This is a genomic window from Klebsiella sp. HC6, assembly GCF_022605325.1.
GTDB lineage: Bacteria > Pseudomonadota > Gammaproteobacteria > Enterobacterales > Enterobacteriaceae > Klebsiella > Klebsiella terrigena.
In genome coordinates this window covers 4,528,726-4,551,927 of the sequence record NZ_CP093276.1, presented here as the reverse complement: position 1 = coordinate 4,551,927, position 23,202 = coordinate 4,528,726, and the positions used below count along the sequence as shown (strand labels likewise).

The 23,202-nt window shown below is 56.6% G+C and carries 19 protein-coding genes and 1 pseudogene; 13 read left to right on the top strand and 7 right to left on the bottom strand.

The features are described 5' to 3' along the window. The first annotated feature begins 19 nt into the window (after nt 1-19). From MMW58_RS22045 to MMW58_RS22035, 3 genes are all read left to right on the top strand, one after another. Entirely contained in the window at nt 20-721 is a 702-nt protein-coding gene (locus tag MMW58_RS22045; RefSeq protein WP_181955380.1) for a response regulator, read from the top strand. Nucleotides 722-741: 20 nt separating this feature from the next. After that, entirely contained in the window at nt 742-1,986 is a 1,245-nt protein-coding gene (locus MMW58_RS22040) for a sensor histidine kinase (protein ID WP_241722111.1), read from the top strand. 90 nt (nt 1,987-2,076) lie between these two features. Continuing rightward, the gene (locus MMW58_RS22035) at nt 2,077-2,856 is read left to right on the top strand and encodes a MipA/OmpV family protein (protein WP_241722110.1); all 780 of its coding nucleotides are present in this window, start codon (nt 2,077-2,079) and stop codon (nt 2,854-2,856) included. Nucleotides 2,857-3,223: 367 nt separating this feature from the next. Here the strand turns inward: MMW58_RS22035 and MMW58_RS22030 are convergent, their stop codons facing one another. Beyond that, nucleotides 3,224-3,574: a DUF1304 domain-containing protein gene (locus tag MMW58_RS22030; RefSeq protein WP_133596549.1), complete on the bottom strand. Its 351-nt coding sequence runs from the start codon at nt 3,572-3,574 to the stop codon at nt 3,224-3,226. Nucleotides 3,575-3,957: 383 nt separating this feature from the next. Between MMW58_RS22030 and MMW58_RS22025 the strand changes: the two genes are divergently transcribed. Genes MMW58_RS22025 through MMW58_RS22015 form a run of 3 tightly spaced genes read left to right on the top strand, consistent with a single transcriptional unit; the run spans nt 3,958 to nt 5,095 of the window. Further along, complete coding sequence (locus MMW58_RS22025) at nt 3,958-4,461, top strand: hypothetical protein (RefSeq protein WP_241722109.1); 504 nt, start codon at nt 3,958-3,960, stop codon at nt 4,459-4,461. A gap of 9 nt (nt 4,462-4,470) precedes the next feature. Continuing rightward, entirely contained in the window at nt 4,471-4,917 is a 447-nt protein-coding gene (locus MMW58_RS22020; protein WP_041144412.1) for a DUF421 domain-containing protein, read from the top strand. A gap of 13 nt (nt 4,918-4,930) precedes the next feature. Further along, nucleotides 4,931-5,095 (top strand): hypothetical protein, encoded by a 165-nt coding sequence (locus tag MMW58_RS22015; protein ID WP_241722108.1) that lies wholly within the window; start codon nt 4,931-4,933, stop codon nt 5,093-5,095. Here the strand turns inward: MMW58_RS22015 and MMW58_RS22010 are convergent. From MMW58_RS22010 to MMW58_RS21995, 4 genes and pseudogenes are all read right to left on the bottom strand, one after another. Then, nucleotides 5,070-5,696: an IbrB-like domain-containing protein gene (locus tag MMW58_RS22010; protein ID WP_159235953.1), complete on the bottom strand. Its 627-nt coding sequence runs from the start codon at nt 5,694-5,696 to the stop codon at nt 5,070-5,072. The two genes, MMW58_RS22015 and MMW58_RS22010, sit on opposite strands and share 26 nt — an antisense overlap. Then, a pseudogene (locus tag MMW58_RS22005) lies at nt 5,696-6,885 on the bottom strand (phosphoadenosine phosphosulfate reductase). Before MMW58_RS22005 ends, MMW58_RS22010 begins: the two are co-directional and overlap by 1 nt. Before the next feature lie 48 nt (nt 6,886-6,933). After that, on the bottom strand, nt 6,934-7,644 hold the full coding sequence (locus tag MMW58_RS22000; protein ID WP_159888824.1) for a hypothetical protein: 711 nt from the start codon (nt 7,642-7,644) through the stop codon (nt 6,934-6,936). Nucleotides 7,645-8,228: 584 nt separating this feature from the next. Then, nucleotides 8,229-9,095, bottom strand: coding sequence for a GNAT family N-acetyltransferase (locus MMW58_RS21995; protein WP_241722107.1), 867 nt, complete (start codon nt 9,093-9,095; stop codon nt 8,229-8,231). Nucleotides 9,096-9,936: 841 nt separating this feature from the next. Between MMW58_RS21995 and MMW58_RS21990 the strand changes: the two genes are divergently transcribed. The 7 genes from MMW58_RS21990 to lysS all read left to right on the top strand — a co-directional run bounded on the left by MMW58_RS21990 (nt 9,937) and on the right by lysS (nt 20,768). Beyond that, on the top strand, nt 9,937-10,857 hold the full coding sequence (locus MMW58_RS21990) for a Kdo(2)-lipid IV(A) acyltransferase (protein ID WP_076944797.1): 921 nt from the start codon (nt 9,937-9,939) through the stop codon (nt 10,855-10,857). 72 nt (nt 10,858-10,929) lie between these two features. Then, nucleotides 10,930-11,556 (top strand): CatB-related O-acetyltransferase, encoded by a 627-nt coding sequence (locus MMW58_RS21985; RefSeq protein WP_133596563.1) that lies wholly within the window; start codon nt 10,930-10,932, stop codon nt 11,554-11,556. Nucleotides 11,557-12,002: 446 nt separating this feature from the next. Next, a complete protein-coding gene (cadC, locus tag MMW58_RS21980) occupies nt 12,003-13,526 on the top strand; it encodes a lysine decarboxylation/transport transcriptional activator CadC (protein WP_159235958.1) in 1,524 nt (507 codons plus the stop codon). Nucleotides 13,527-13,891: 365 nt separating this feature from the next. Continuing rightward, on the top strand, nt 13,892-15,229 hold the full coding sequence (gene cadB / locus MMW58_RS21975) for a cadaverine/lysine antiporter (RefSeq protein WP_133596566.1): 1,338 nt from the start codon (nt 13,892-13,894) through the stop codon (nt 15,227-15,229). Nucleotides 15,230-15,311: 82 nt separating this feature from the next. Then, entirely contained in the window at nt 15,312-17,459 is a 2,148-nt protein-coding gene (gene cadA / locus MMW58_RS21970) for a lysine decarboxylase CadA (protein WP_133596568.1), read from the top strand. A gap of 59 nt (nt 17,460-17,518) precedes the next feature. Next, on the top strand, nt 17,519-18,991 hold the full coding sequence (dtpD, locus tag MMW58_RS21965) for a dipeptide permease DtpD (RefSeq protein ID WP_159235959.1): 1,473 nt from the start codon (nt 17,519-17,521) through the stop codon (nt 18,989-18,991). Between the two features lie 259 nt (nt 18,992-19,250). Continuing rightward, nucleotides 19,251-20,768 carry a lysine--tRNA ligase gene (gene lysS / locus MMW58_RS21960; protein WP_241722106.1) on the top strand — a complete coding sequence of 506 codons (1,518 nt, stop codon included), beginning with the start codon at nt 19,251-19,253 and terminating at the stop codon, nt 20,766-20,768. Between the two features lie 66 nt (nt 20,769-20,834). Here lysS and MMW58_RS21955 read toward each other — a convergent pair whose 3' ends face one another. Together MMW58_RS21955 and MMW58_RS21950 are read right to left on the bottom strand one after the other, a co-directional pair. Then, nucleotides 20,835-22,223 (bottom strand): amidohydrolase family protein, encoded by a 1,389-nt coding sequence (locus tag MMW58_RS21955; RefSeq protein ID WP_241722105.1) that lies wholly within the window; start codon nt 22,221-22,223, stop codon nt 20,835-20,837. Between the two features lie 24 nt (nt 22,224-22,247). Beyond that, nucleotides 22,248-23,198, bottom strand: a complete 951-nt coding sequence (locus MMW58_RS21950) for a carbamate kinase family protein (RefSeq protein ID WP_241722104.1) — start codon at nt 23,196-23,198, stop codon at nt 22,248-22,250. Nucleotides 23,199-23,202 lie beyond the last annotated feature (4 nt).

The following is a 23,202-nucleotide window of genomic DNA, read 5'->3' as shown; positions in this document are numbered from 1 at the left end:
TTTGGTGTGGAAGATAAAGATGACGTCCGTTTTGTTGATTGAGGATGATAGCCGGCTGGCCGGTATGCTGATGCCCTACCTTACCCAGTACGAATTTAGCGTGGTACACAGCGCCAGCGCACAGGACGCGGAGAATAAGCTGAAGCAGCGCGCCTTTGACGTCGTGCTGCTGGACCTGATGCTGGGCGACGCCGATGGCCTGGCGCTGTGTCGGCAAATTCGCACCCAGCTCCGGCACGACCCGGCGATTATTATGGTGACGGGGCGAGGAGATCCGGCGGATCGGATTATCGGACTCGAAGTGGGGGCCGACGACTATCTGGCAAAACCCTTTGAGCCGCGCGAGCTGCTGGCGCGCATGCGCGCGGTGCTGCGGCGCATGAGGCCCGGCGCGGCGTCGGGCGGCGACGGCGTTATTCGCTCCGGCGCGCTGGAGATTGACACCGCGGCGCGCAGCGTCACGCTTAACCAGCGGCGCTGTAGCCTGACCTCCCTACAGTTTGACCTGCTGGTCGCGCTGGCGCGCAATGCGGGCCGGGTGCTTAACCGCGAACAGATCTGGCAGTCGGTGCGCGGTGAAAGCTACGACAGCTTCGATCGCGCCATCGATGTCCATATCGGGCGCATTCGTCAGGCCATTGAGGACGATCCGCAGGTACCGCAGCGCATTATTACCGTGCGCGGCGTCGGCTACGTCTTCTCCGCCTTGCCCCACCCATGAAGCGGCTCGCCTGCTTTCCCATGCATCTGCAGATTTTTTTCGCCTTTAGCTGCGCGCTGGCGCTGGTGGTGACCTGCACTATCGCGCTGTGGCTGTGGAACAACGATAACAACCGTCATCTAAAGGCGTTCGCTACCTTTTCCGAGCTGGTAGAGCAAAACCTTCCTCCGGCCTCTGCGCCGCGCGCCGCGCAGTCTCTGGCCATTGATAGCTGGATCCAGCGTACCCATACCCGCTTCTCCCTGTACGCCGCCGACGGCTCTCCGCTTAGCCGCCCGCTGGCACCTCCGCTCTCTTTTCCGCTGCGCGTGGCGTCGGGAGGATTGTTTGATGACTGGTACGGCACGCGTTTTGTCTGGCAGCTCAAGGATAAGCGCGTGCTGGTCATTCAGCTCAGCAGCGACCGGCAAAAGCGCCCGTGGCTGTTTATCCTGCTGCTGCTGGGCATGGCGGCCAGCGTGGTGCTGGTGTCGTTTCCGGTGATCCGCCGCCTGACCGCCCGCCTGGAGTCGTTACAGCAGAGCGTCGAGTCGCTCGGCAAAGGCAACCTCGACGCGCGCGTGCAGGTTACCGGACGCGATGAGGTGGCGCAGCTCGCGGCCAGTTTTAACCGCGCCGCCGCGCAGATTGAGCAGCTGGTTCAGTCACAAAAAACCATGCTGGCCAACGCCTCGCACGAGCTGCGTTCGCCGCTGATGCGTATTCAAATGGCGGCGGCTCTGTTAGTGCAGAAGGAGTCGCCCGCCTCCCGCGAGCTGCGGCGCAGCGTCGGCGAGCTGGATGCGCTGGTGGAGGAGATTTTGACGCTGAGCCGCCTGACTCAGGCGACCGGCGTGATTACCGGCGACTTCCGGCCGGCGGATATCACCGCCATTGCGGCGGAGGAGTGCGCCAGCGCGCAGATTGAGCTGTGCGCCGAGCATGTGCTCGCCGAGGTGGACGCGCGGTTAATACGCCGCCTGCTGCGCAACCTGATTGAAAATGCGCAGCGCTATGCGGGTCATGAGATTTCGGTCGTCCTGAAGCTTACCGACCGGGAGTACTTCACCCTCGAGGTGAAAGATCGCGGCCCCGGCATTCCTGAAGCGGAAATAGAACGTATCTTTGAGCCGTTTTATCGGCTCAGCAGCAGCGGAAACGGCTGCGGTCTTGGCCTGGCGCTGGTCCGTTCAATCACTGAATACCACCGGGGAACCCTTGCGGTCCGCAACCGCCGCGGCGGCGGAGCCTGTTTCCAGGTACGCATCCCAGTCGCTGTTACATAACTTTACCTGAGGTAAAAAGAGGGGTTACAGGAGCCTGTTTGAATAAGCCAATCTCATTGTCGGCTTCCTGTAACGGTAAGGATCATCTGCATGCTATCCACCCTGGCTAAACCCTTTACGCTCCTGTGTCTGCTCTCTGCGGCAGCCTTTCCCGCCGTCGCCGAGCCCGCCGAAAACGGATTCTCCGGCTTTATCGGCGGCGGCGTGGGCGTAAAGCCGAAGTATTCCGGCGCCAAAGAGTCCAAAACGACGTTCGTACCCGCAATAAAGCTGGCTTACGGACCGTTTTTTGTCGGCGGAGTGGACGATCTTACGGCGCTGGGGTGGGAGTTTGCCCGCACCGATCGCTGGACCTTTTCGCTCGGCGTGGGTGCGGATCTCTCTCCTCGCCAGGAGTCCGATGACGAACACCTCCGAGGGCTGGGCGATATTAGCGTCTCGCCGCGCGCCTTTAGCTCGGCGGTTTATGAAAATACGCTCTTCAACGGCGGCGTGATTTTGACCCAGGATATCGGTGGGGATCGGCAGGGCTTGAGGCTCATCTCCTGGGCGCACCTGCAGTGGCGGCCGCTCGAGAGCCTGCGCTTTTATACCGGCCCCAGCCTGAGCTGGGGGGACGGCGATTATATGCAGACGCAGTACGGCGTCACCGCCGCTCAGTCGGCGCGCAGCGGCCTGTCACGCTACGACGGTGGGGCCGGGCTGGAGAAAGTGGGCTGGCAGCTGGGTATGGACTATTCGGTGACGCCGGCATGGCTGATCGGCGCCCGGGTCAGCGCGCAGCGTCTGCAAAACGACGCCGCCGACAGCCCCGTTACGCAAAAGTCAGGGCAGGTTAACGGCGTCCTGTTTGCCGCCTGGCGGTTTTGATAAGCGCGGACCTTTTCGCTCAGGCGGGAGATCGCGCATCAAATGCCGGACGGCGCGCTCGTTTTAGCCGCTGGTCAGGGCGTTTTTCCGGCGTCCTGCTAAAGCGACATTCCAATCACCGCGTTGACAACGGCGGAGGACATCAGCACGCCGCCAACGATAACGCACGCCCGGTTCTTCCTGGTCGCACCCAGGGTTAAGAGAACAACGGCAAGGGTGAAAAAAGGTATGGCAATAATACTGAACGTGTTCAGGATAACCTCCGCGAAGAGTAAGAAAAGCCGGCCGTAATTAAGGAGCGGCTGATTATTAAGCAACTTAGCGCAATTTGCAGCAGGCCGGAAGCGCCGGCTTATTTTATCCGCCGTCAGCCGATAAACAGGGCCGCCAGCGCCGCGATGGCGGGCAAAGCCTGAACGTAGAGTATTTTCCTGCTTGCGGTGATCGAGCCGTATATTCCGGCAAGCACAACGCAGGACAGGAAAAAGACTTTAAGCTGAAACCCGCTCTCTCCCGCCCAAAGCCCCCACAGCAGGCCCGCGGCTAAAAAACCGTTGTACAGCCCCTGGTTCGCGGCCAGCACCCGGGTGTCGCGCGCAAAATCAGCGCTCAGGTTAAAGGCTTTGTGACCAGTTTTGGTATCCCATAGAAACATCTCGAGGATCAGTATGTAGAGGTGGATGGCGGCCACCAGGGCGATAAGGAGATTGGCTAACACGGCGGGCCTCGCTGAAAATGTGGGAGCAGGGTGATTATAGTTAAAACTCTTTTACGCCGCCGCTCGCTGTGTATCTGGGCAGCGGCGGCGGAACGCGTTTTATACCTTAAATATGACGTATTAAATAGCGCGGCTATTTTAAAGGCTCTGAACGAAGCGGCGTCCCGGCATATCCCTCCGCGAATGCAGCCAGTGCGTCGCGACTAAAAGCGAACACAATAGCGCCAACGCCAATAACCTCGCGCTGCCTTCCCGTGGCGATCGGCTTGACATCTTAAGCGCGCTTGCTATTGCTTAATCAGGCAAAGAATATGAGCCTTAAAGCAGTATCTAATTGTAAAGTATATGGTTTGTAGCCTGCAGGCGAAGCGGTGGGGTGATGAATGGCAGAGAATAAGGTGAAGTTGCCCGGGATTAAAGAGAGTCAGCGCCTGCTGAATTTCGAGGCCGCTTCGAGGAACGTCGGCCTGGTTATTCTGCTGGCTATTATCTGCGTGGCGCTGGCCGGCGGATTTTCTGTCGGCTATTTCAGCGAGGCTGAAAAAACCAATCCGCCGGGGACGATAAAGCTCGACTACGAGTATTTTGGCCGGCTGCAGAAAGAGTTTCGCCTCAAAATCACGGCGCACCCGCACCGTGGCGATAAATATGTCTTCAGCCTCGGCGGCGATTTTAATGAAAGCTATGAGCCTGGCAGCATCTGGCCGCAGCCGGATGGGATGTACAGCCAGGGAAAGACGCTGTATCTGATCTACAACAACGTGAAAAATAAAGGCGACTTCACCATCTGGCTATACGTCACGCCGGCGAAGCCGGGAAGGTCGGAGAATTCCATCCAGGTGAACGCCGAGCCTGAAATCCGCTTTTGGCAGTTTATTTATCCTTAGGGGGTTGCTATGGAGATGGTCTTCCGGGCGTTAGCCATTTATTTAATCCTGCTGGTGGTATTTAAAATTGCCGGCCGCCGGGCGCTGCTGCAAATGACCAGCTTCGACCTGATCCTGCTGCTGATTATCAGCGAGGCGACGCAGCAGGCCCTGCTCGGCAACGATTTTTCGGTTACCGGGGCGATGCTGACGATTATTACGCTGGTGGTGGTCGATATCCTGTTTGGGCTAATGAAAAAATATATTTCCGGCGCGGAGTCCGCGCTCGATGGCTCCCCCGTGGTGCTGGTGGCCGACGGGGTACCGTTAACCGATAACCTGAAAAAGGTCGATGTCTCCTGCGACGACATCCTGGTCGCCGCGCGTCAAAATCAAGGCATCACGGAATTTCGCAAAATAAAATATGCCATTCTGGAGCGCAACGGCCATATATCGGTTATCCCGGCAGAAGAGTAAGGAGCGCATCATCATGCCGGATTCTGGCAACGCTACCTCACAGCTGACGGCGCGGGCGGCCGGGGCGCTGACCCGGCGAGGATTGCTCCTGACCACCACCGAGTCCTGCACCGACGGTAACGCTCTGCGCGCAGGCGACTCCGGCCGCCGGGCTATTCAACCGTCCAGGCCTGGCTGAAGCTATCGTTGATAAAGATCTCCGCCAGCCCGCTAATCTGCTTCAGGCGTAATACCTCATCGCTGTCCATTCCCAGCTCCTGGCCGATGCGCCGATCGTCCCAGCCCAGGCGGTAAAGATCGCGAACGATATCCGACATGGCGGCGATCTGGTGCTTGCCCCGGGCGCGGTTGTGGCGAATGGTGGCGGCGATGCGCTCCTTCTTCCCCTGACGCGATGCGTTGATCAGCGTAACCGGCAGATGGCCATACAGCCGCTGGTGAATCTGCGGGTTGGCCGCGCTTATCAGATGTCGATGAAAGCCATCGACAACCAGATACTGCTCCTGCTGGCGAGCGACCACCACCGGCTGGGTGAAGCCATCCATTTCAACCGAGCGTTCCAGCAGTTTTTTTTCCGTTGCGCTCATGCTATTGGGGTTATAGTCATTCGCCGTGACCGATTCGGCATCAACCCATAATACGCAATCTACGGGCTCGTCGCGGAAGGGGCTGTGCCGGTGGATAAGCGTCTTGAGCTGGTTTATGGCGTCAATCTTACTTTTCATATCTGAGAAAGATTCAAGGTATTCGGCCACGACCTTGCTGATATCCTTCGACATTACAGAGTCCCCCATGTCTTTCGTTTATTATTGATATTGTTGCAGTAACGTTCGTAATGCTGGGATTTGGTCGGGCTGAATGACAGCGTCCGACACCAGTAATCATTCTTGAGGATCGTTTTGCAGATCCGGCGCCAGGAGGGAATATCGCGAAAGCCAAGGTCCTTCTCCTGGGCATCAGGAATATCCTGCGGAAAGCCGCGCGTCTGATACCAGTGCAGATAGATGGCTATCTTGTTGCGGAAATGCTCTGCGGTTGTATCCGGCATACTGTCGAGCAGGAACAGCGCGTAGCTGCGCCAGGTATGCTGCTCCGGCTTGCGCATCTGCGTTCTGAGGGCAAAATAATCGCCGCTTTCGTTAGCATATTTCGCCGCGCCGTGCGCGCCGCACACCCGGCGACACATTTTCTCCCAGGTGTCCGGTTCGAGCGTGTGGTAAAGCCATAACCCGCGGCGCTGCTCCGGGCCAAAGGGTTCGCACACGCGCATGTTTTTCAGCGTCACGCCGGCACGGTACATCAGGTCATACAGCGGGTTATAGGGGAGCTTCGATTTGGCGTTGAAGATCCAGATATCCCGAGTACGCCAGTCGTACAGAGGGTAGCAGGTATAGCTTTCGCCTCCCGGCAGCGCCGTCGTCCAGGGTTTGTCATCAGCAAAACGCGATTTTGTCTGCGATGTCAGCGCCATATAGCGGTGTAGCGACTCGTCGGTGCGAATGCCGATCAGCGAGGCCAGGCTGCGCCCGGCGGCCAGCCACTGAATGAACGCCGGCACAAAGGATTCAAAGGTCATCGGATAGTGATAGAAGGGGAGGCCGGCGGCTGGCGCACCCATTCGACGCCGGGCTCCCAGCAGATCCACTCCGGCTGGTGCTGCGATACGCCGCTTACCGTGGTCAGCGGCAGGGCAATCCAGTAAAAGTGGCTGATGACGTCCTGATAGAGGGCCCGCATTTTTGCGACATGCTCAATGGTTAATAAATACTGCGCCTCCCAGTCGATAAACAGGACCACGAACTTTTTGCGCTTCTTGCGCGCAACGGTTGCCGCCAGGTGAAACAGGACGGTTGAGTCCTTGCCCCCAGAGAAAGATAAACAAACCTGCTCAAATGATTCAAACACCCAGTCGAGGCGAAGCAGCGCCGCATCAAGAACATCTATGTCGAGATTTATCTTCTTCACCAGCCCTCCTGGTTATTAAACGTAGGTTAAAGGGGGCAGTCCCCACGCCGGCTAAGGGAATAGCCAGCCGATATAGTTGAGCATTGCGATTTTATTATTTACGCCGAGCTTGTCTTTTATTCTCAGATAGTAATGGGAGACCTGCTTATTGCTCATGGAGAGCATCCGTTCGACGCCGCCGCGGGACGGTGAAGTATATGCGGCGCGCATAACGTCATACTCTCTTTTTGTTAAGAGGCCGCCGCTGCGCAGTTCGCCATAATATCTCAGCAGCTTACCGATGCTGGCGGCGTTATTGCCCTTGAGCTTTCTACGCCACTCGCGTAATCCGGCCTGCTTAGAGATAAAGAAATCGGCCATGCCGTCTTTTATTTTGCGGTCGCTGATAATTAATATCGATGCGTTACCGCGAATAATCAGCACCTGAATAACCGTGAGAAGAGCGCGGATATTAGGGAAGTAGCTTTCTTCAAGAACAAAGAGATCCCCGGCGCCGCTGGGTCGTATCGACTCTTTTAGCGTCTCAAGGCCGTCGCTGAGGTACTGGTTCGCCATATAGGAATATGCAGAGATCGCCGTTGCCGGTGGGATATCCGTAAGGCTGCCGCCGCTATAGTTTTTCAACAATAGCTCAAGATCTAAGTAAGCGTAGTGTTCCGTATCGGGTTTAATTATCTTACTCTGTTGACCGGATGCGCTTATTTGTTCATGCATAGGGAATGCCTGCAATTTTAATTGTTCACTGAGAGCGTCTGAACTCATGGGGAAAAATCATAAGGCGGGTGATATTGTTTTGGGTAGTTAATTTATCTTAAGTAATCTTTAGTAAGGGAAATTGTTATTTTAATTACTGAATCTCAGATCTTTTTATTTCTTATTTTTCTTTAGATGCTGATTTGCATCATTGACATTTTTAATTGTTTTTAATGCGGGTTGCGATCGCGCGCTATCTTAAGGGCTGGCGCTCTCTGTTTTGGCGCGAGGGGAAGAGAAACCGACCGTTTACTTTCGCCGTTGCCGTCAGGACGGATTATAATTAAGGGATCCTCTATCAGGCTGCAGATGAAGTCAATCCTATTTATGCCTTATTGAGCGCTTATTTAAAACGTTCTGCCGCGATAAATTAAAATAAAGCGAGGTGATTAATGATGGCGATAAATCATAAGCGGCAGCGGGGAGGCGCTCACCCGCCGTTTTATCCCTGCGTTGTCCCTTCATTGCTCCCGTTTTGTCCCGGTTTTGACTCAGCCTTTTCTCAGCTCTTTCTCAGCTCTGTCCTGGTTTTGCCCCTCATGACTTCTCATGAGGGGATTTTGCGCCGAGATAAGACAGCAGGCCACCGCGGCTCAGGCATGGGATAGCGTCGGGAACATCAGCCTGTTGCCCTTAAAAATGTTCTCTTTGGCCGTAGAGATAAATAAGAAGTCGTCGCCCTCTATTTTTTCATACTCGCCGATGCGACCTTCGACGGGAGTGAAGCCTAAAATCGCCAGCTGGGTGCGCTGGTCGGCGAGCTCATTGACGATAGCCGACATCGAACCGCTGGCGTCGCAGAAAATATCAAAGCAGATCAGCGCGCGATCGTTTTGCATCGCGATGGCCACGGCGCTATTTTTTTCCGAATAGTAGACGAAGTGCTTCATAAACGCCGAGCAGTAGAACATCAGCAGGCCGAAGTTATTGTGCGCCGAGAGCTGAGAGAAGGGATTGGATTTCTGATAATAGTGCCTGAGAATTGCCACATCGCTCTCTTTATCCATATCAAGCCGGCGGAAGTCGCCCTCGGCCGGGGTCACCGGCAGGGTATACTGATACTCATCGTACTGCTCGAAGCCAAATCTCGGATAGAAATCGACGGTGGTGGAGTTAGCAAACAGAAAAATCGCGTCGGCCTTATCCTTCCAGTCATCGAGGATATGGTTAATCAACTGCGTCGCAAGGCCCTTATCGCGATAGTCGGTATCGGTCATCACGGTGCCTATCTGAATATAGTGAACGAGCTTCCCTTGCCACTTGAGGTCGATGACGTTGGCGGAGGCGTTAGCAATCACCTTATTATTATCAACGAAAGCGTAGGGAATGTATGACTCAGTCCAGTAGCCTTTTTTGTACCAGTCTTTGAATGAGAGATCAAAGGTCTTAATAGCCAGGTCAATGAAGCTGTTCCTCAGGGCATCATTATCCATAACCTGTTTGACTAATTTGTATTTCATTGGCCGGTCTTCCTTTTTATTTATTCTGCTACACGACAGTGCTGATGCTAATTTAATATTAAAAATCAATGACTCATCTATACCGGTAAGTATGAACGGTTCAGGGTATTTGTACACCCCGCGGCCGACGGTCATTTCTCAGGACGTTGGCTCGGTCACAGTAAATACGAGGGAAGCGGGCGCTTTGCCGACTCAGAGGAGGCCGCTGCGCGCGGGGAAGGCGGATAGGACCGCGGCCAGCCGGCCTGATGCGGCGTTTTTGAGCGCATTTACCGGTCGCGGCCCCAGTCGCAGATAATAAGCTTATCAAGGTCATGGCACCGAGGAAGCCCGTTTGCTTCAGGAGAGCGACCCAAAGCCTCCGGCGCCGTTCCTGGTGCGCTCCCCATGCACGATGTCAGAAGCAGCACCGCGCTGAGTATAAGCATTTTAACCATGGTAGAGCCTGTCAGCAGAATAAAATAGCCTGCTTTGTACCACGCCTGTTCGCTGAAATTGCAAACGGGTTATTTAATTTTGGATAATAAATTTCTGGTAAAATTAAATTGATAATGCGCTTTATTAATTGCTGATGCTATTGCCGATAAATTTCCTCGTAAGCCCATTTTACTATTGCTGTAAAAAACGCGATTATTTAGTTAATAATAAATTTGTTACCGGGATTAAGTCGTTTTATGGCGGTGAAAGACCTATGATCCCCGGCAGAAAATGGCGCTCGGCCTGTGCGGAAAGAAACTTGCGCATGATAAATTCACGACCTGTTTATTGCTAAACGGTATGCCCGTCATCTGGTCTTATAAATCAAAGCGTCGAAATATTTGACTGAATTAACAGGAATAATATGACCCAGTTACCGAAGTTTTCCGCATCCCTGCTGCACCCTCGTTACGGCTTGATATGGCTGGGGGCCGGCCTGCTGTGGCTGGTTGTGCAGCTGCCGTATCCGCTTATTTACCGCCTCGGGACCTCGATTGGCCGCCTGGCGATGCGCTTTATGACGCGTCGTGCGCGCATTGCCCGGCGTAACGTCGAACTCTGCTTCCCGGAAATGAGCGCCGCGCAGCGCCACCAGATGGTGGTGCAGAATTTTGAATCGCTGGGCATGGGGGTAATGGAAACCGGCATGGCGTGGTTCTGGCCGGAGCGGCGGATTGCCCGCTGGACCGAGACCAGCGGGCTGGAGGCGGTCATCGATTTGCAGGCGCAAAAGCAGGGAGTGCTGCTTATCGGCGTCCATTTTCTGACCCTTGAGCTCGGGGCGCGAATGTTCGGCATGCATACGCCGGGGATCGGCGTGTACCGCCCCAATGACAACCCGGTGCTTGACTGGCTGCAGACCTGCGGGCGGCTGCGTTCCAATAAGACGATGCTCGATCGCAAAAACCTGAAGGGAATGGTGCGGGTGCTGAAGGAGGGCGAAATTCTGTGGTACGCGCCCGATCATGACTACGGGCCAGGCAGCAGCGTGTTTGCGCCATTTTTTGGCGTGGAGCAGGCGGCAACGACAACCGGTACCTGGGTGCTGGCCAAAATGTCGAAGGCGACGATCGTCCCCTTCGTCCCGCGGCGTAAGCCAAACGGCGGAGGATACGAGCTCATCTCTATGATCCCTGAGTCGAGGCCGCCGCTGGAGAATCCGCAAACCACGGCGACGTGGATGAATAAGATCGTCGAGAAGTGCATCCTGATGGCGCCGGAGCAATATATGTGGCTCCATCGCCGCTTTAAAACCTGCCCCGACGGCGTTGCTTCGCGCTATTGAGCGCCGGTTGAGCGTTTCCGGCTTATGATATGTCCTGACTAACAGGACATATTAACGCGAAAGGAATGCCCCATGACCGACAAACACTGGTCGAGAACCGAACGTCTGCACCAGACGGTGACCAATCCGAATATCATTATTAAAGGCACCCACAGCTACTACAGCGACTGCTGGGACAACGGCTTTGAGCGCTCCGTGGTGCGCTACCTGCACGGGGATGCGGTTAGCCAGCAGTGGCAGCCCTTAGGGCAGCTGGATAAGCTCATCATCGGCAATTTCGTCTGCATCGGCGCGGAAACGGCGATCCTGATGGGCGGCAACAGCACCCATCGGATCGACTGGATCAGCCTCTATCCGTTTATGGAGTCCATTGCCGCATCGTACCAGCACCGCGGCGATACGGTGCTCCACGATGGCTGCTGGCTTGGCATGCGGGCGATGATTATGCCCGGAGTGACGATAGGCGAAGGGGCGGTGGTTGCCGCAGGCGCGGTGGTGACTAAAGACGTGCCGCCGTATGCGGTGGTGGGCGGTAACCCGGCCAAATTTATCAAATACCGCTTTGCCGAGTCGGATATTCAGCGCCTGCTGGCGCTGAACCTCTACGCTTTGCCGGAGGACGACCTGCTGGCGCTGCAGCCGCTGCTGTCCGGGGAGGATATTACGGCGCTGGAGCAGGCGGTGCGCCGCCGCCGCTAACGCGTGAAAGTCCCGCAGCAAAAGGGCTGCGGGCGAGTGCCGCTTTACTTCGCCGCGACGGCGGGGTAGTCACGATAGCCTGCCTGACCCCGCCGAAGAGCGCTCGGGGGCATAACAATACGATTTTTCAGCGTCAGCGCCGGTAAAGAGCAGGGATTAAATAGCATGATGCGTCTCCGTGGAGCCCGTTCGCTCCCGGCGCGCAAACCGTCGCGTCTGAGGGAATGAACGCTGAATAAACGATGAACGTAGAATAGTTTCGGGATATTTTTAATGAAATGGCAAAAGTGTTAATAAACTATTGCTGATTTTGTCTAAAAACAAAAAATGGCTAAACTTAATAAACGCAGAGCGATATAACGCGTTCAAGGTCATGACCCCTATCATAAATAGGTAGGGTAAATATGGTATCATCGCGCCTTTCCCTTTTCGTTTGGGCCCTTTTTATGCAACAACCTGTTGTTCGCGTTGGAGAATGGCTGGTTACCCCCTCTGTTAACCAAATTAGCCGGAAGGGACGCCAGCTCACTCTTGAACCGCGCTTAATCGATCTTCTGGTTTTCTTTGCCCGCCATCCTGGCGAAGTGCTCAGCAGGGACGAGCTGATTGATAATGTCTGGACGCGCAACGTTGTGACCAGCCACGTCGTCACCCAGAGCATTTCTGAACTGCGCAAGTCGTTGAAGGACGGCGACGATAGCAGCCTCGAATATATCGCAACGGTACCGAAACGCGGCTATAAGCTGACGGTGCCGGTCATCTGGTGTACGGAGGAGGGGGAAGAGCTGACGCCGCTCCTTCCGCCGCTCGCGCCGCAGGCGATGCCGGAAGCCGCTGCGCCATCCGCGCCCGTCGCGCCCGGCGTTCAGCCCCCGGCCAGGCCGGAGAGACGCAAGCGGATCAGCACCTTTATCGTCTGGGGGCTGTTCCTGCTGGCGCTGGCAACCTGCGTGGCGCTGGTGGCGCTCTCGACCATCGAATCGCGCCCGCCGGTCAATAAAGCCCGCCTGCTGTTAAACCCGCGCGACATCGATATCCACCTGCTTAACGGCAACTCCTGCACCAACTGGGCGTCTCAGCACTCTTACGCGGTGGGGCTTGGCAGCCTGGTCACCACCTCGCTGAATACCTTCTCCACCTTTATGGTGCATGACAAAACCAACTACAACATCAACGAGCCGAGCAGCTCGGGTAAAACGCTGACCATTGAGTTCGTCAACCAGCGCCACTATCGCGCCCAGCAGTGCTTTATGTCGGTGCAGATGGTGGATAACGCCGACGGTTCCACCATGATGGACAAGCGCTACTTCATCACCAGCGACAACCAGCTGTCGATTCAAAACGATCTGCTCAATAGCCTGTCGGAAGCGCTCAAGCAGCCGTGGCCGGAACGCATGCAGACCATGCTTAAGCAGTACCAGCCTTCGCAAAGCGTCGCGCTGACCCACTTCTACCAGGCGCATCAGCTATTAATGAATGGTGATGTCGAATCATTAGGAAAAGCCAGCGCGCTGCTTGATGACGTGATTAAACAGGCTCCTGACTTTACCTACGCGTATGCGGAAAAGGCGCTGGTGGACGTATTACGTCATTCGCAACAGCCGCTGGATGAACAGCAGCTCGCGGCGCTGTATGCGGAAATAAACCGGGTTGGCGATATGCCGGGTATTAAAGATCTGGCGGTGTTTTATCAAATTAAAGCCGTGGATATGCTGGGGCAGGGGAAAGTAGACGAAGCGTACCACGCGATTAATACCGGCATTGACCTTGAAATGTCGTGGATGAATTATGTGCTGCTGGGTAAAGTCTACGAGATGAAGGGCGAGAACCGGGAAGCGGCCGATGCTTACCTGACCGCTTTTAATTTGCGCCCAGGCGAAAATACCTTTTACTGGATTGAAAACGCGGTATTCCAGACCTCGGTTACCCGGGTGGTGCCGTATCTCGATAACTTCCTCTCTTCAGAATAAGTAAACCCTCACCGTGTGAATAGTTTTGGGCATGGTGAGGTTAAACTTATGTTTCTCATGAGGCCGGTGATTGTTATATTTATGGAGTAATTCAACTACCGCTTGCAACACATTTCCAACATGAAATCCATATCGTAACTGTCTGTAATTTAATGATGTTTATCTTTTTATGATATCAACATGTCATCCTGATATGTTAATCAAAAAAGGTCAAAATATCATTTGTCTGATGTTTTCCGTTATTTCACTTTATCTTTAGGACTTATCTTCTTTGAATCAGTAATCTGGTTGGCAGTTGGTCGGGTCAATAAAAGGTTCACTATCATGATCTGTACCTCCCAAATAAACTTAGGAGAAAAGCAAACATGAGTTCTGCCAAGAAGATCGGGCTATTTGCCTGTACCGGCGTGGTTGCCGGTAATATGATGGGGAGCGGTATTGCATTATTACCTGCGAACCTCGCCAGTATTGGTTCAATTGCAATCTGGGGGTGGGTGATTTCTATTATTGGCGCAATGTCTCTGGCTTATGTTTATGCCCGACTGGCGACCAAAAATCCGCAGCAGGGTGGGCCAATTGCGTACGCCGGTGAAATATCTCCGGCGTTCGGTTTTCAGACCGGCGTCCTTTATTATCATGCCAACTGGATTGGAAACCTGGCGATCGGGATTACCGCCGTATCCTACCTGTCGACATTCTTCCCTATATTAAATAACCCGGTTCCGGCCGGTATTGCCTGTATTGCAATCGTCTGGATATTTACCTTCGTTAATATGCTCGGGGGGACCTGGGTAAGCCGCCTGACCACCATTGGTCTGGTGCTGGTATTAATTCCGGTGGTGATGACGGCGGTTGTCGGCTGGCACTGGTTTGACGCTGCCACCTACCAGGCAAACTGGAACACCTCCAGCACCACCGACAGCCACGCGGTCGTGAAAAGTATCCTGCTGTGCCTGTGGGCCTTCGTCGGCGTAGAATCCGCCGCCGTCAGTACCGGGATGGTGAAAAACCCGAAACGTACCGTGCCGCTGGCGACCATGCTGGGTACCGCGCTGGCAGGTATCGTTTATATCGCAGCAACTCAGGTGATTGCCGGGATGTACCCTGCAGCCCAGATGGCCGCATCGGGCGCACCGTTCGCCATTAGCGCTTCAACTATCCTCGGCGGCTGGGCGGCTCCGATGGTTTCCGCCTTCACCGCCTTTGCCTGCCTGACGTCTCTCGGTTCCTGGATGATGCTGGTTGGACAGGCCGGCGTACGTGCCGCCAACGACGGCAACTTCCCGAAAATCTACGGCGAGCTTGATAGCAACGGTAACCCGAAAAAAGGCCTGCTGCTGGCGGCGGTGAAAATGACCGTGCTGATGGTGCTGATTACCCTGATGAACTCCAGCGGCGGTAAAGCCTCTGACCTGTTCGGCGAGCTGACCGGTATCGCCGTACTGCTGACCATGCTGCCTTACTTCTACTCCTGCGTTGACCTGATTCGCTTTGAAGGCATCAACATCCGTAACCTGGTCAGCCTGATTTGTTCGGTGCTGGGCTGCGGCTTCTGCTTCATCGCCCTGATGGGGGCAAGCTCCTTCGAACTGGCCGGTACCTTTATCGTCAGCCTGATTATCCTGATGTTCTACGGCCGCAAAATGCACCAGCGCCAGCATGAAAATGACCCTGCTGACAACTCTACCGCTGGCGCGCATTAAGCAGTAACCCCTTTTCCTGGAGCTCCTTCCTGCACCTGTCACCACGCGACGGGAGGGGCTTTCTCTATCTGGAGATTTGACTATGAACGTTATCGCAATCATGAATCACATGGGCGTCTACTTTAAAGAAGAGCCTATCCGTGAACTGCATCGTGCCCTTGAACGCCTGGACTTCCGTATTGTCTATCCGAACGACCGCGAAGATTTACTGAAACTTATCGAAAATAACTCCCGCCTGTGCGGCGTTATCTTCGACTGGGATAAATACAATCTTGAGCTGTGCGAAGAGATCAGCAAGCTGAACGAATATATGCCGCTGTACGCTTTCGCCAACACCTACTCCACGCTGGACGTAAGTCTGAACGATCTGCGCATGCAGGTGCGCTTCTTTGAATATGCGCTGGGCGCGGCCGACGACATCGCCGACAAAATCAAACAGAACACCGATGAGTATATCGATGCGATTCTGCCGCCGCTGACCAAGGCGCTGTTCAAATACGTGCGTGAAGGCAAATACACCTTCTGTACCCCAGGCCACATGGGCGGTACCGCCTTCCAGAAAAGCCCGGTAGGCAGCATCTTCTACGATTTCTTTGGCCCGAACACCATGAAGTCGGATATCTCGATTTCGGTTTCTGAGCTCGGCTCCCTGCTGGATCACAGCGGCCCGCATAAAGAAGCGGAAGAGTATATCGCCCGCGTCTTTAACGCTGAACGCAGCTACATGGTGACCAACGGCACCTCTACCGCCAACAAAATCGTCGGTATGTACTCGGCTCCGGCCGGCAGCACCGTGCTGATTGACCGTAACTGCCACAAATCGCTGACCCATCTGATGATGATGAGCGACATTACGCCAATCTACTTCCGCCCGACCCGTAACGCCTACGGCATCCTCGGCGGGATCCCGCAGAGCGAATTCCAGCACGCGACCATCGCGAAGCGCGTGAAAGAGACCCCGAACGCGACCTGGCCGGTGCACGCGGTTATCACCAACTCCACCTACGATGGTCTGCTGTACAACACCGACTTCATCAAGAAAACCCTCGATGTTAAATCCATCCACTTTGACTCAGCGTGGGTGCCTTACACCAACTTCTCACCAATCTATGCCGGCAAATGCGGGATGAGCGGCGGCCGCGTGGAAGGGAAAATCATTTACGAAACCCAGTCCACCCACAAGCTGCTGGCGGCGTTCTCCCAGGCTTCAATGATCCACGTGAAAGGTGACATCAACGAAGAAACCTTTAACGAAGCCTACATGATGCACACCACCACCTCTCCGCACTACGGGATCGTGGCCTCCACCGAAACCGCCGCGGCGATGATGAAAGGCAACGCCGGTAAGCGTCTGATCGACGGCTCTATTGAGCGTTCAATCAAGTTCCGTAAAGAGATCAAGCGTCTGAAAGGCGAGTCCGAAGGCTGGTTCTTCGACGTATGGCAGCCGGAGCATATCGACGGCGCCGAATGCTGGCCGCTGCGCTCCGACAGCGCATGGCACGGTTTCAAAAACATCGATAACGAGCACATGTACCTCGACCCAATTAAGGTCACTCTGCTGACTCCGGGGATGAAAAAAGACGGCACCATGGATGAGTTCGGTATTCCGGCCAGTATCGTGGCGAAATACCTCGACGAACACGGCATCGTGGTCGAGAAAACCGGTCCGTACAACCTGCTGTTCCTGTTCAGCATTGGTATCGACAAAACCAAGGCCCTGAGCCTGCTGCGCGCGCTGACCGACTTCAAACGCGCGTTCGACCTGAACCTGCGTGTGAAAAACATGCTGCCGTCTCTGTACCGTGAAGATCCTGAATTCTATGAAAACATGCGCGTTCAGGAGCTGGCGCAGAACATTCACAAACTGGTGGAGCATCACAACCTGCCGGACCTGATGTTCCGCGCGTTCGAAGTGCTGCCAAAAATGATGGTGACGCCGTACGCCGCGTTCCAGAAAGAGCTGCACGCTCAGACCGAAGAGGTCTATCTCGAAGAGATGGTTGGTCGCGTCAATGCCAACATGATCCTGCCGTATCCTCCGGGAGTTCCGCTGGTTATGCCGGGTGAGATGATCACCGAAGAGAGCCGTCCGGTGCTGGAGTTCCTGCAGATGCTGTGCGAAATCGGCGCCCACTACCCGGGCTTCGAAACCGATATCCACGGCGCATATCGTCAGGCGGATGGCCGCTACACCGTTAAGGTGCTGAAAGACGAAAACACCAAGTAACTGAAGCACCAAAGGGAAGTGGCCTGCCACTTCCCTTTTTCACGCTGCAAGGAGACCTCATGAAAACACCCTCACAGCCGCGCGCGATCTATTACATCGTGGCGATTCAAATCTGGGAATACTTCAGCTTTTACGGCATGCGTGCCCTACTTATCCTCTACCTCACCCATCAGCTTGGCTTTGATGACAGCCACGCCATCAGCCTGTTTAGCGCCTACGCCTCTCTGGTTTACGTTACCCCTATTCTCGGCGGCTGGCTTGCCGACCGCCTGCTCGGCAACCGCACGGCGGTCATTGCCGGCGCGCTGCTGATGACGCTCGGCCACGTGGTGCTCGGCGTCGAATCCGATGCAACCTGGAGCCTGTACCTCGCGCTGGCGATCATCATCTGCGGCTATGGTCTGTTCAAATCCAACATCAGCTGCCTGCTTGGCGAGCTCTATGCCGTTGACGACCATCGTCGCGACGGCGGTTTTTCGCTGCTCTATGCGGCGGGGAACGTCGGCTCAATCGCCGCGCCGATTGCCTGCGGGCTGACCGCCCAGTGGTACGGCTGGCACATCGGCTTTGCGCTGGCGGGGATCGGCATGTTTATCGGTCTGCTGATTTTCTTAAGCGGCGGCCGCTACTTCCGCCACACCCGCGGCGTCGACAAGCAGGCGCTGCGGGCGGTGAAGTTTGTGCTGCCCACCTGGGGTTGGCTGGTGGTGATGCTGTGCGTGGCGCCGGTGTTCTTTACGCTGCTGCTGCAAAATAACTGGTCCGGCTATCTGCTGGCGATCGTCTGCGTCTTTGCCGCCCAGATGGTGGCGCGGATCATGATCGCCTCCCCGCAGCACCGCCGGGCGCTGTGGCAAATCGTTCTGCTGATGCTGACCGGGACGCTGTTCTGGGTTCTGGCGCAGCAGGGCGGCAGCTCGATTAGCCTGTTTATCGACCACTTTGTTAACCGTCGCCTGCTGAATATTGAAGTGCCGACGGCGCTGTTCCAGTCGGTCAACGCGGTGGCGGTGATGGCGGCGGGGGTGGCGCTGGCGTGGCTGATGCGTCCGGAAGGCGCCACCCGCTCCGCGCTGCGGGTATGGCTGAAATTCGCCTTTGGCCTGGTGCTGATGGGCTGCGGATTTATGCTGCTGGCGCTTAACGCTCGCCACGCAGCCGTCGACGGCCAGGCCTCAATGGGGCTGATGGTCGGCGGGCTGGCGCTGATGGGGTTTGCCGAGCTGTTTATCGACCCGGTGGCGATGGCGCAGATTACCCGCCTCAACATGCCCGGCGTGACCGGGGTGCTGACCGGTATTTACATGCTCGCCACCGGCGCGGTCGCCAACTGGCTGGCGGGGATGGTGGCGCAGCAGACCACCGAATCGCAAATCAGCGAAACGGCCATTGCCGCTTATCAACACTTTTTCTCCCAGATGGGCGCATGGACGCTCGGCTGCGTGGCGGCGATCGTGCTGCTGGCGCTTGCCGCAACCTGCAGCCTCGGCAAACGTCGCGCCGCCGGCGAAATTCCCGGCGGCGGCGCGTAAGCCATGAGGCTATCTCAGGTGCGGGAGCGGCATACGCTCCTTGCACCGTTCAATAATCAGGAGGAGGATATTCTGGCTGTAGCGGAGGCCTGAGATAAAAAATCGTTAGTGAAGCGATGGTTGAGTGAGATCAGCCGGAAGTGAAGCCAGGTTCATTAAGATTGTTCTTCGGCGATGGCGCCCGAGACGGGCCGCGCCGGAGGGGGGACCTGGTTCAATTATCGAAGCAAGTTTGAAAGCAGGGTTATGAGGAACCAACATGTCTGAACAACAAGCACAAAGTGCCGATGAGGCAATTGACCTTAATAATGAACTGAAAAGCCGTCGTGAAAAGCTGGCTGCGCTGCGCGAGCAGGGTATCCCGTTCCCGAACGATTTTCGCCGTGACCATACCTCTGACCAGCTGCACGCTGAATTTGACGGCAAGGACAACGAAGCGCTCACCTCCTTGAACGTCGAAGTCTCCGTGGCTGGCCGCATGATGACCCGTCGTATCATGGGTAAAGCCTCCTTCGTGACCTTGCAGGACGTTGGCGGCCGCATCCAGCTGTACGTGGCGCGTGACGATCTGCCGGAAGGCGTCTACAACGAGCAGTTTAAAAAGTGGGACCTCGGCGACATCATCGCCGCCCGCGGCAAGCTGTTCAAAACCCAAACCGGCGAGCTGTCGATCCACTGCAGCGAACTGCGTCTGCTGACCAAAGCCCTGCGCCCGCTGCCGGATAAGTTCCACGGCCTGCAGGATCAGGAAGCGCGCTATCGCCAGCGCTATCTGGATCTGATTTCCAACGACGCCTCGCGCCACACCTTTAAAGTGCGCTCGCAGATCCTCGCGACGATGCGTCAGTTCATGGTGGCTCGCGGCTTTATGGAAGTCGAAACCCCGATGATGCAGGTGATCCCCGGCGGCGCCTCCGCCCGTCCGTTTATCACCCACCACAACGCGCTGGACATGGACATGTACCTGCGCATTGCGCCGGAACTGTACCTTAAACGGCTGGTCGTTGGCGGCTTCGAGCGCGTCTTTGAGATCAACCGTAACTTCCGTAACGAAGGCATCTCCGTGCGCCATAACCCCGAGTTCACCATGATGGAACTCTATATGGCGTACGCGGATTACAAAGACCTGATCGAACTCACCGAGTCGCTGTTCCGCACCCTGGCGCAGACCGTGCTGGGTAAAACTGAAGTGCCTTACGGCGACCAGGTTTTCGACTTCGGCAAGCCGTTTGAAAAGCTGACCATGCGCGAGGCTATCAAGAAATATCGTCCGCAAACCGAGATGGCGGATCTGGATAACTTCGATGCGGCGAAAGCGATTGCCGAATCTATCGGCATCAACGTTGAGAAGAGCTGGGGCCTGGGCCGCATCGTCACCGAAATCTTTGACGAAGTGGCGGAAGCGCACCTGATTCAGCCGACCTTCATCACCGAGTATCCGGCAGAAGTTTCGCCTCTGGCGCGGCGTAACGACGCCAATCCGCAGATCACCGACCGCTTTGAGTTCTTCATCGGCGGACGTGAAATCGGCAACGGCTTCAGCGAGCTCAACGACGCCGAAGATCAGGCGCAGCGCTTCCTCGACCAGGTGAACGCCAAGGCCGCCGGCGACGACGAAGCGATGTTCTACGACGAAGACTACGTGACCGCGCTGGAGTATGGCCTGCCGCCGACCGCCGGTCTGGGCATCGGCATCGACCGAATGGTGATGCTGTTTACCAACAGCCACACCATCCGCGACGTGATCCTGTTCCCGGCGATGCGTCCGCAGAAATAAGCCAGCGTAAAAAGCAAAGCCCCGAGGCGCGTCGGCGTCCCGGGGCTTTTTTATGTCCGCCTGCCGTCAGGCGCGGCCTACGCGGCCCCAGACCATCTGGCCCCGGTGGAAGGTTGCGGTGCGCGGCGAAATGCGCGCCACCGCTTCGGCGGAGCAGGAAGCGTCAACCAGCACGAAGCTGGCGTCATCCAGGACCTTGGGCCACACGCGCTCGCCCTTATCGTTCAGCGGCAGCACGTCGCCGGTGGCAATCGCCAGCGAGCGGGAGAGCGTCTGCTCATTCGGACGAATGTAGAGCTGGGCGTAGAGGTTGGCCTTTTCCAGCATGTCGCCGAGGCCGTACGGCGACCAGTGGTCGATGACGCTGTCGGTACCGGTCATCACAAACACGCCTTTCTCGCGCAGTTGGCTGAGCGGCATATGCAGGGTGCCGATCGGCACGGTGGAGGCGATGGTTATCCGCGCCGCCGCCATGCGCCCGGCAATCGCATCGACCTGCCGTTCGCTGAGGGTCGCCAGGGCAAAGGCGTGGCTGATGGTCAGCTTGCCTTTCAGCTGCGGGGTCTTCTCCACGGTTTCTACCATGTAGTTTATCGCCGCCACGCCCGCCGGGCTGGTTTCGTGCAGATGAATATCCACCCCTTTGTCATAGTCCAGCGCGATCTGGAACATGGTATCGAGCGACTTCTCCATCGCGCCGTCAACGTTGGTCGGATCGAGGCCGCCGACATAGTGCGCCCCGGCCTGCATCGCTTCGCGTACCAGCGACTCGGAGTGCGACAGCAGCAGGCCGTGCTGCGGGAAGGCGACGATTTCACATTCGAATCCCGGACTGCGCCGTGCCAGCACCGCCTGCAGGTTTTCGAGGTTTTTTAGTCCCGAGGTTGGTTCGATATTGCAGTGGCTGCGGGCCACGGTGGAGCCTTTGGACTGGATAAGATCGATAAGCTTCTCTGCGTGCTGCTGGGTATAGGGCTGCAGCTCCGGCAGCAGCTTCTGCTCAAGCTTAATCATATCCTGAATCGTGGTGCCCGCCGGGCGGTTCAGGGAGCGCCACGGGCCGCCGTAAAAGGTTTTATCGAGGTGAATATGCATGTCGCGCATCGCCGGGAGCATCAGCATGCCCGCCGCGTCGTAGCGGGGGAGGGTGGCATCGGGATGGCTTTTATTGCTCCGCAGGGCCGCTATCTTCCCGTCGCGAATCTCCAGGGTCTGCAGCTCGGTGCGGGTATGGACCACCGCCCCGTTTTCATACTCGAAGCCGCTCTCCAGCAGCACGTTGTCGAGGTAGTAGTGCCTGTCGCCGAGGCTCGTGGCCCCCTTGGGATCGCGGCAGGCGGCCGGGCTGCTGCCGTCCGCGTAGGCGGAGGGCGACGCTGCGCCGAGCAGGGCCGCGGCGGCGGCTATTTTTCCACTGCGGGTGAGAAACTCCCGGCGGCTATTGTCGTTATTCATCTTTCTTCCTTAAGCTATGCGCCGTTAGTTATGCACAATATGGGTGCCCGTTTCCCCGCGCAGCGCGGCGGGCAGGCGTTCGGGGGGGGTAATAATGACCCGGCTGCCGCCGTGGGCTAAAAATGCCAGGCTGGCGACGATTTTCGGCAGCATGCTGCCCGCCGGAAAGTGGCCCTCCTGCATATAGCGGGTCATCTCGCCGACCGTCACCGTTCCCAGCGCCTGCTGGTTGGCTTTGCCAAAATGAATGCACACCTTTTCAACGCCGGTGGTAATAACCAGCACGTCGGCGTGAATTTCCCGCGCCAGCAGCGCGGTGGAGAGGTCTTTATCGATGACCGCATCCACGCTCTGATAATCGCCGCCTTCGCCGCGCACCACAGGAATGCCGCCGCCGCCGGCGCCGATCACCAGGAAGCCCTGGCGGGTGAGGGTTTTAATCGCCTCGGCTTCGACGATGCGCTTTGGCTCCGGCGAGGCCACCACCCGGCGATAGCCGCGCCCGGCATCTTCGACGAAGCGCCAGTCGGGATGCGCCAGCTGCAGCTCATCGCGCTGGGCGGCGCTAAAAAATGCGCCAATCGGCTTGGTGGGATGGGCAAAACCGGGATCGTTTTTGTCCACCTCAACCTGGGTGACGACGGTGACCGCCTTCTGCTCGCCGCGATGGGCCAGGCGATTATTAAGCGCCTGCTGGATCAGATAGCCGATGCCGCCCTGGGTATCGGCGACGCAGTTGGCCAGCGGCGTGAGCGGCAGGCCTTCGCGCTCGTGGGCGATTTCGGCGCGACGGAGATCCAGCCCGACCTGCGGCCCGTTGCCGTGGGTGAGCACGATGTTATAGTCCGATGCCAACATCTCCAGCACCGTATCCGCCACGGCTTTCACGGCTTCGGCCTGATGCTCAATCGACTGGCTGGCGTTATCTTTGATGATGCTGTTGCCGCCAATGGCAACGACCACGAGTTCTTTCATTGTC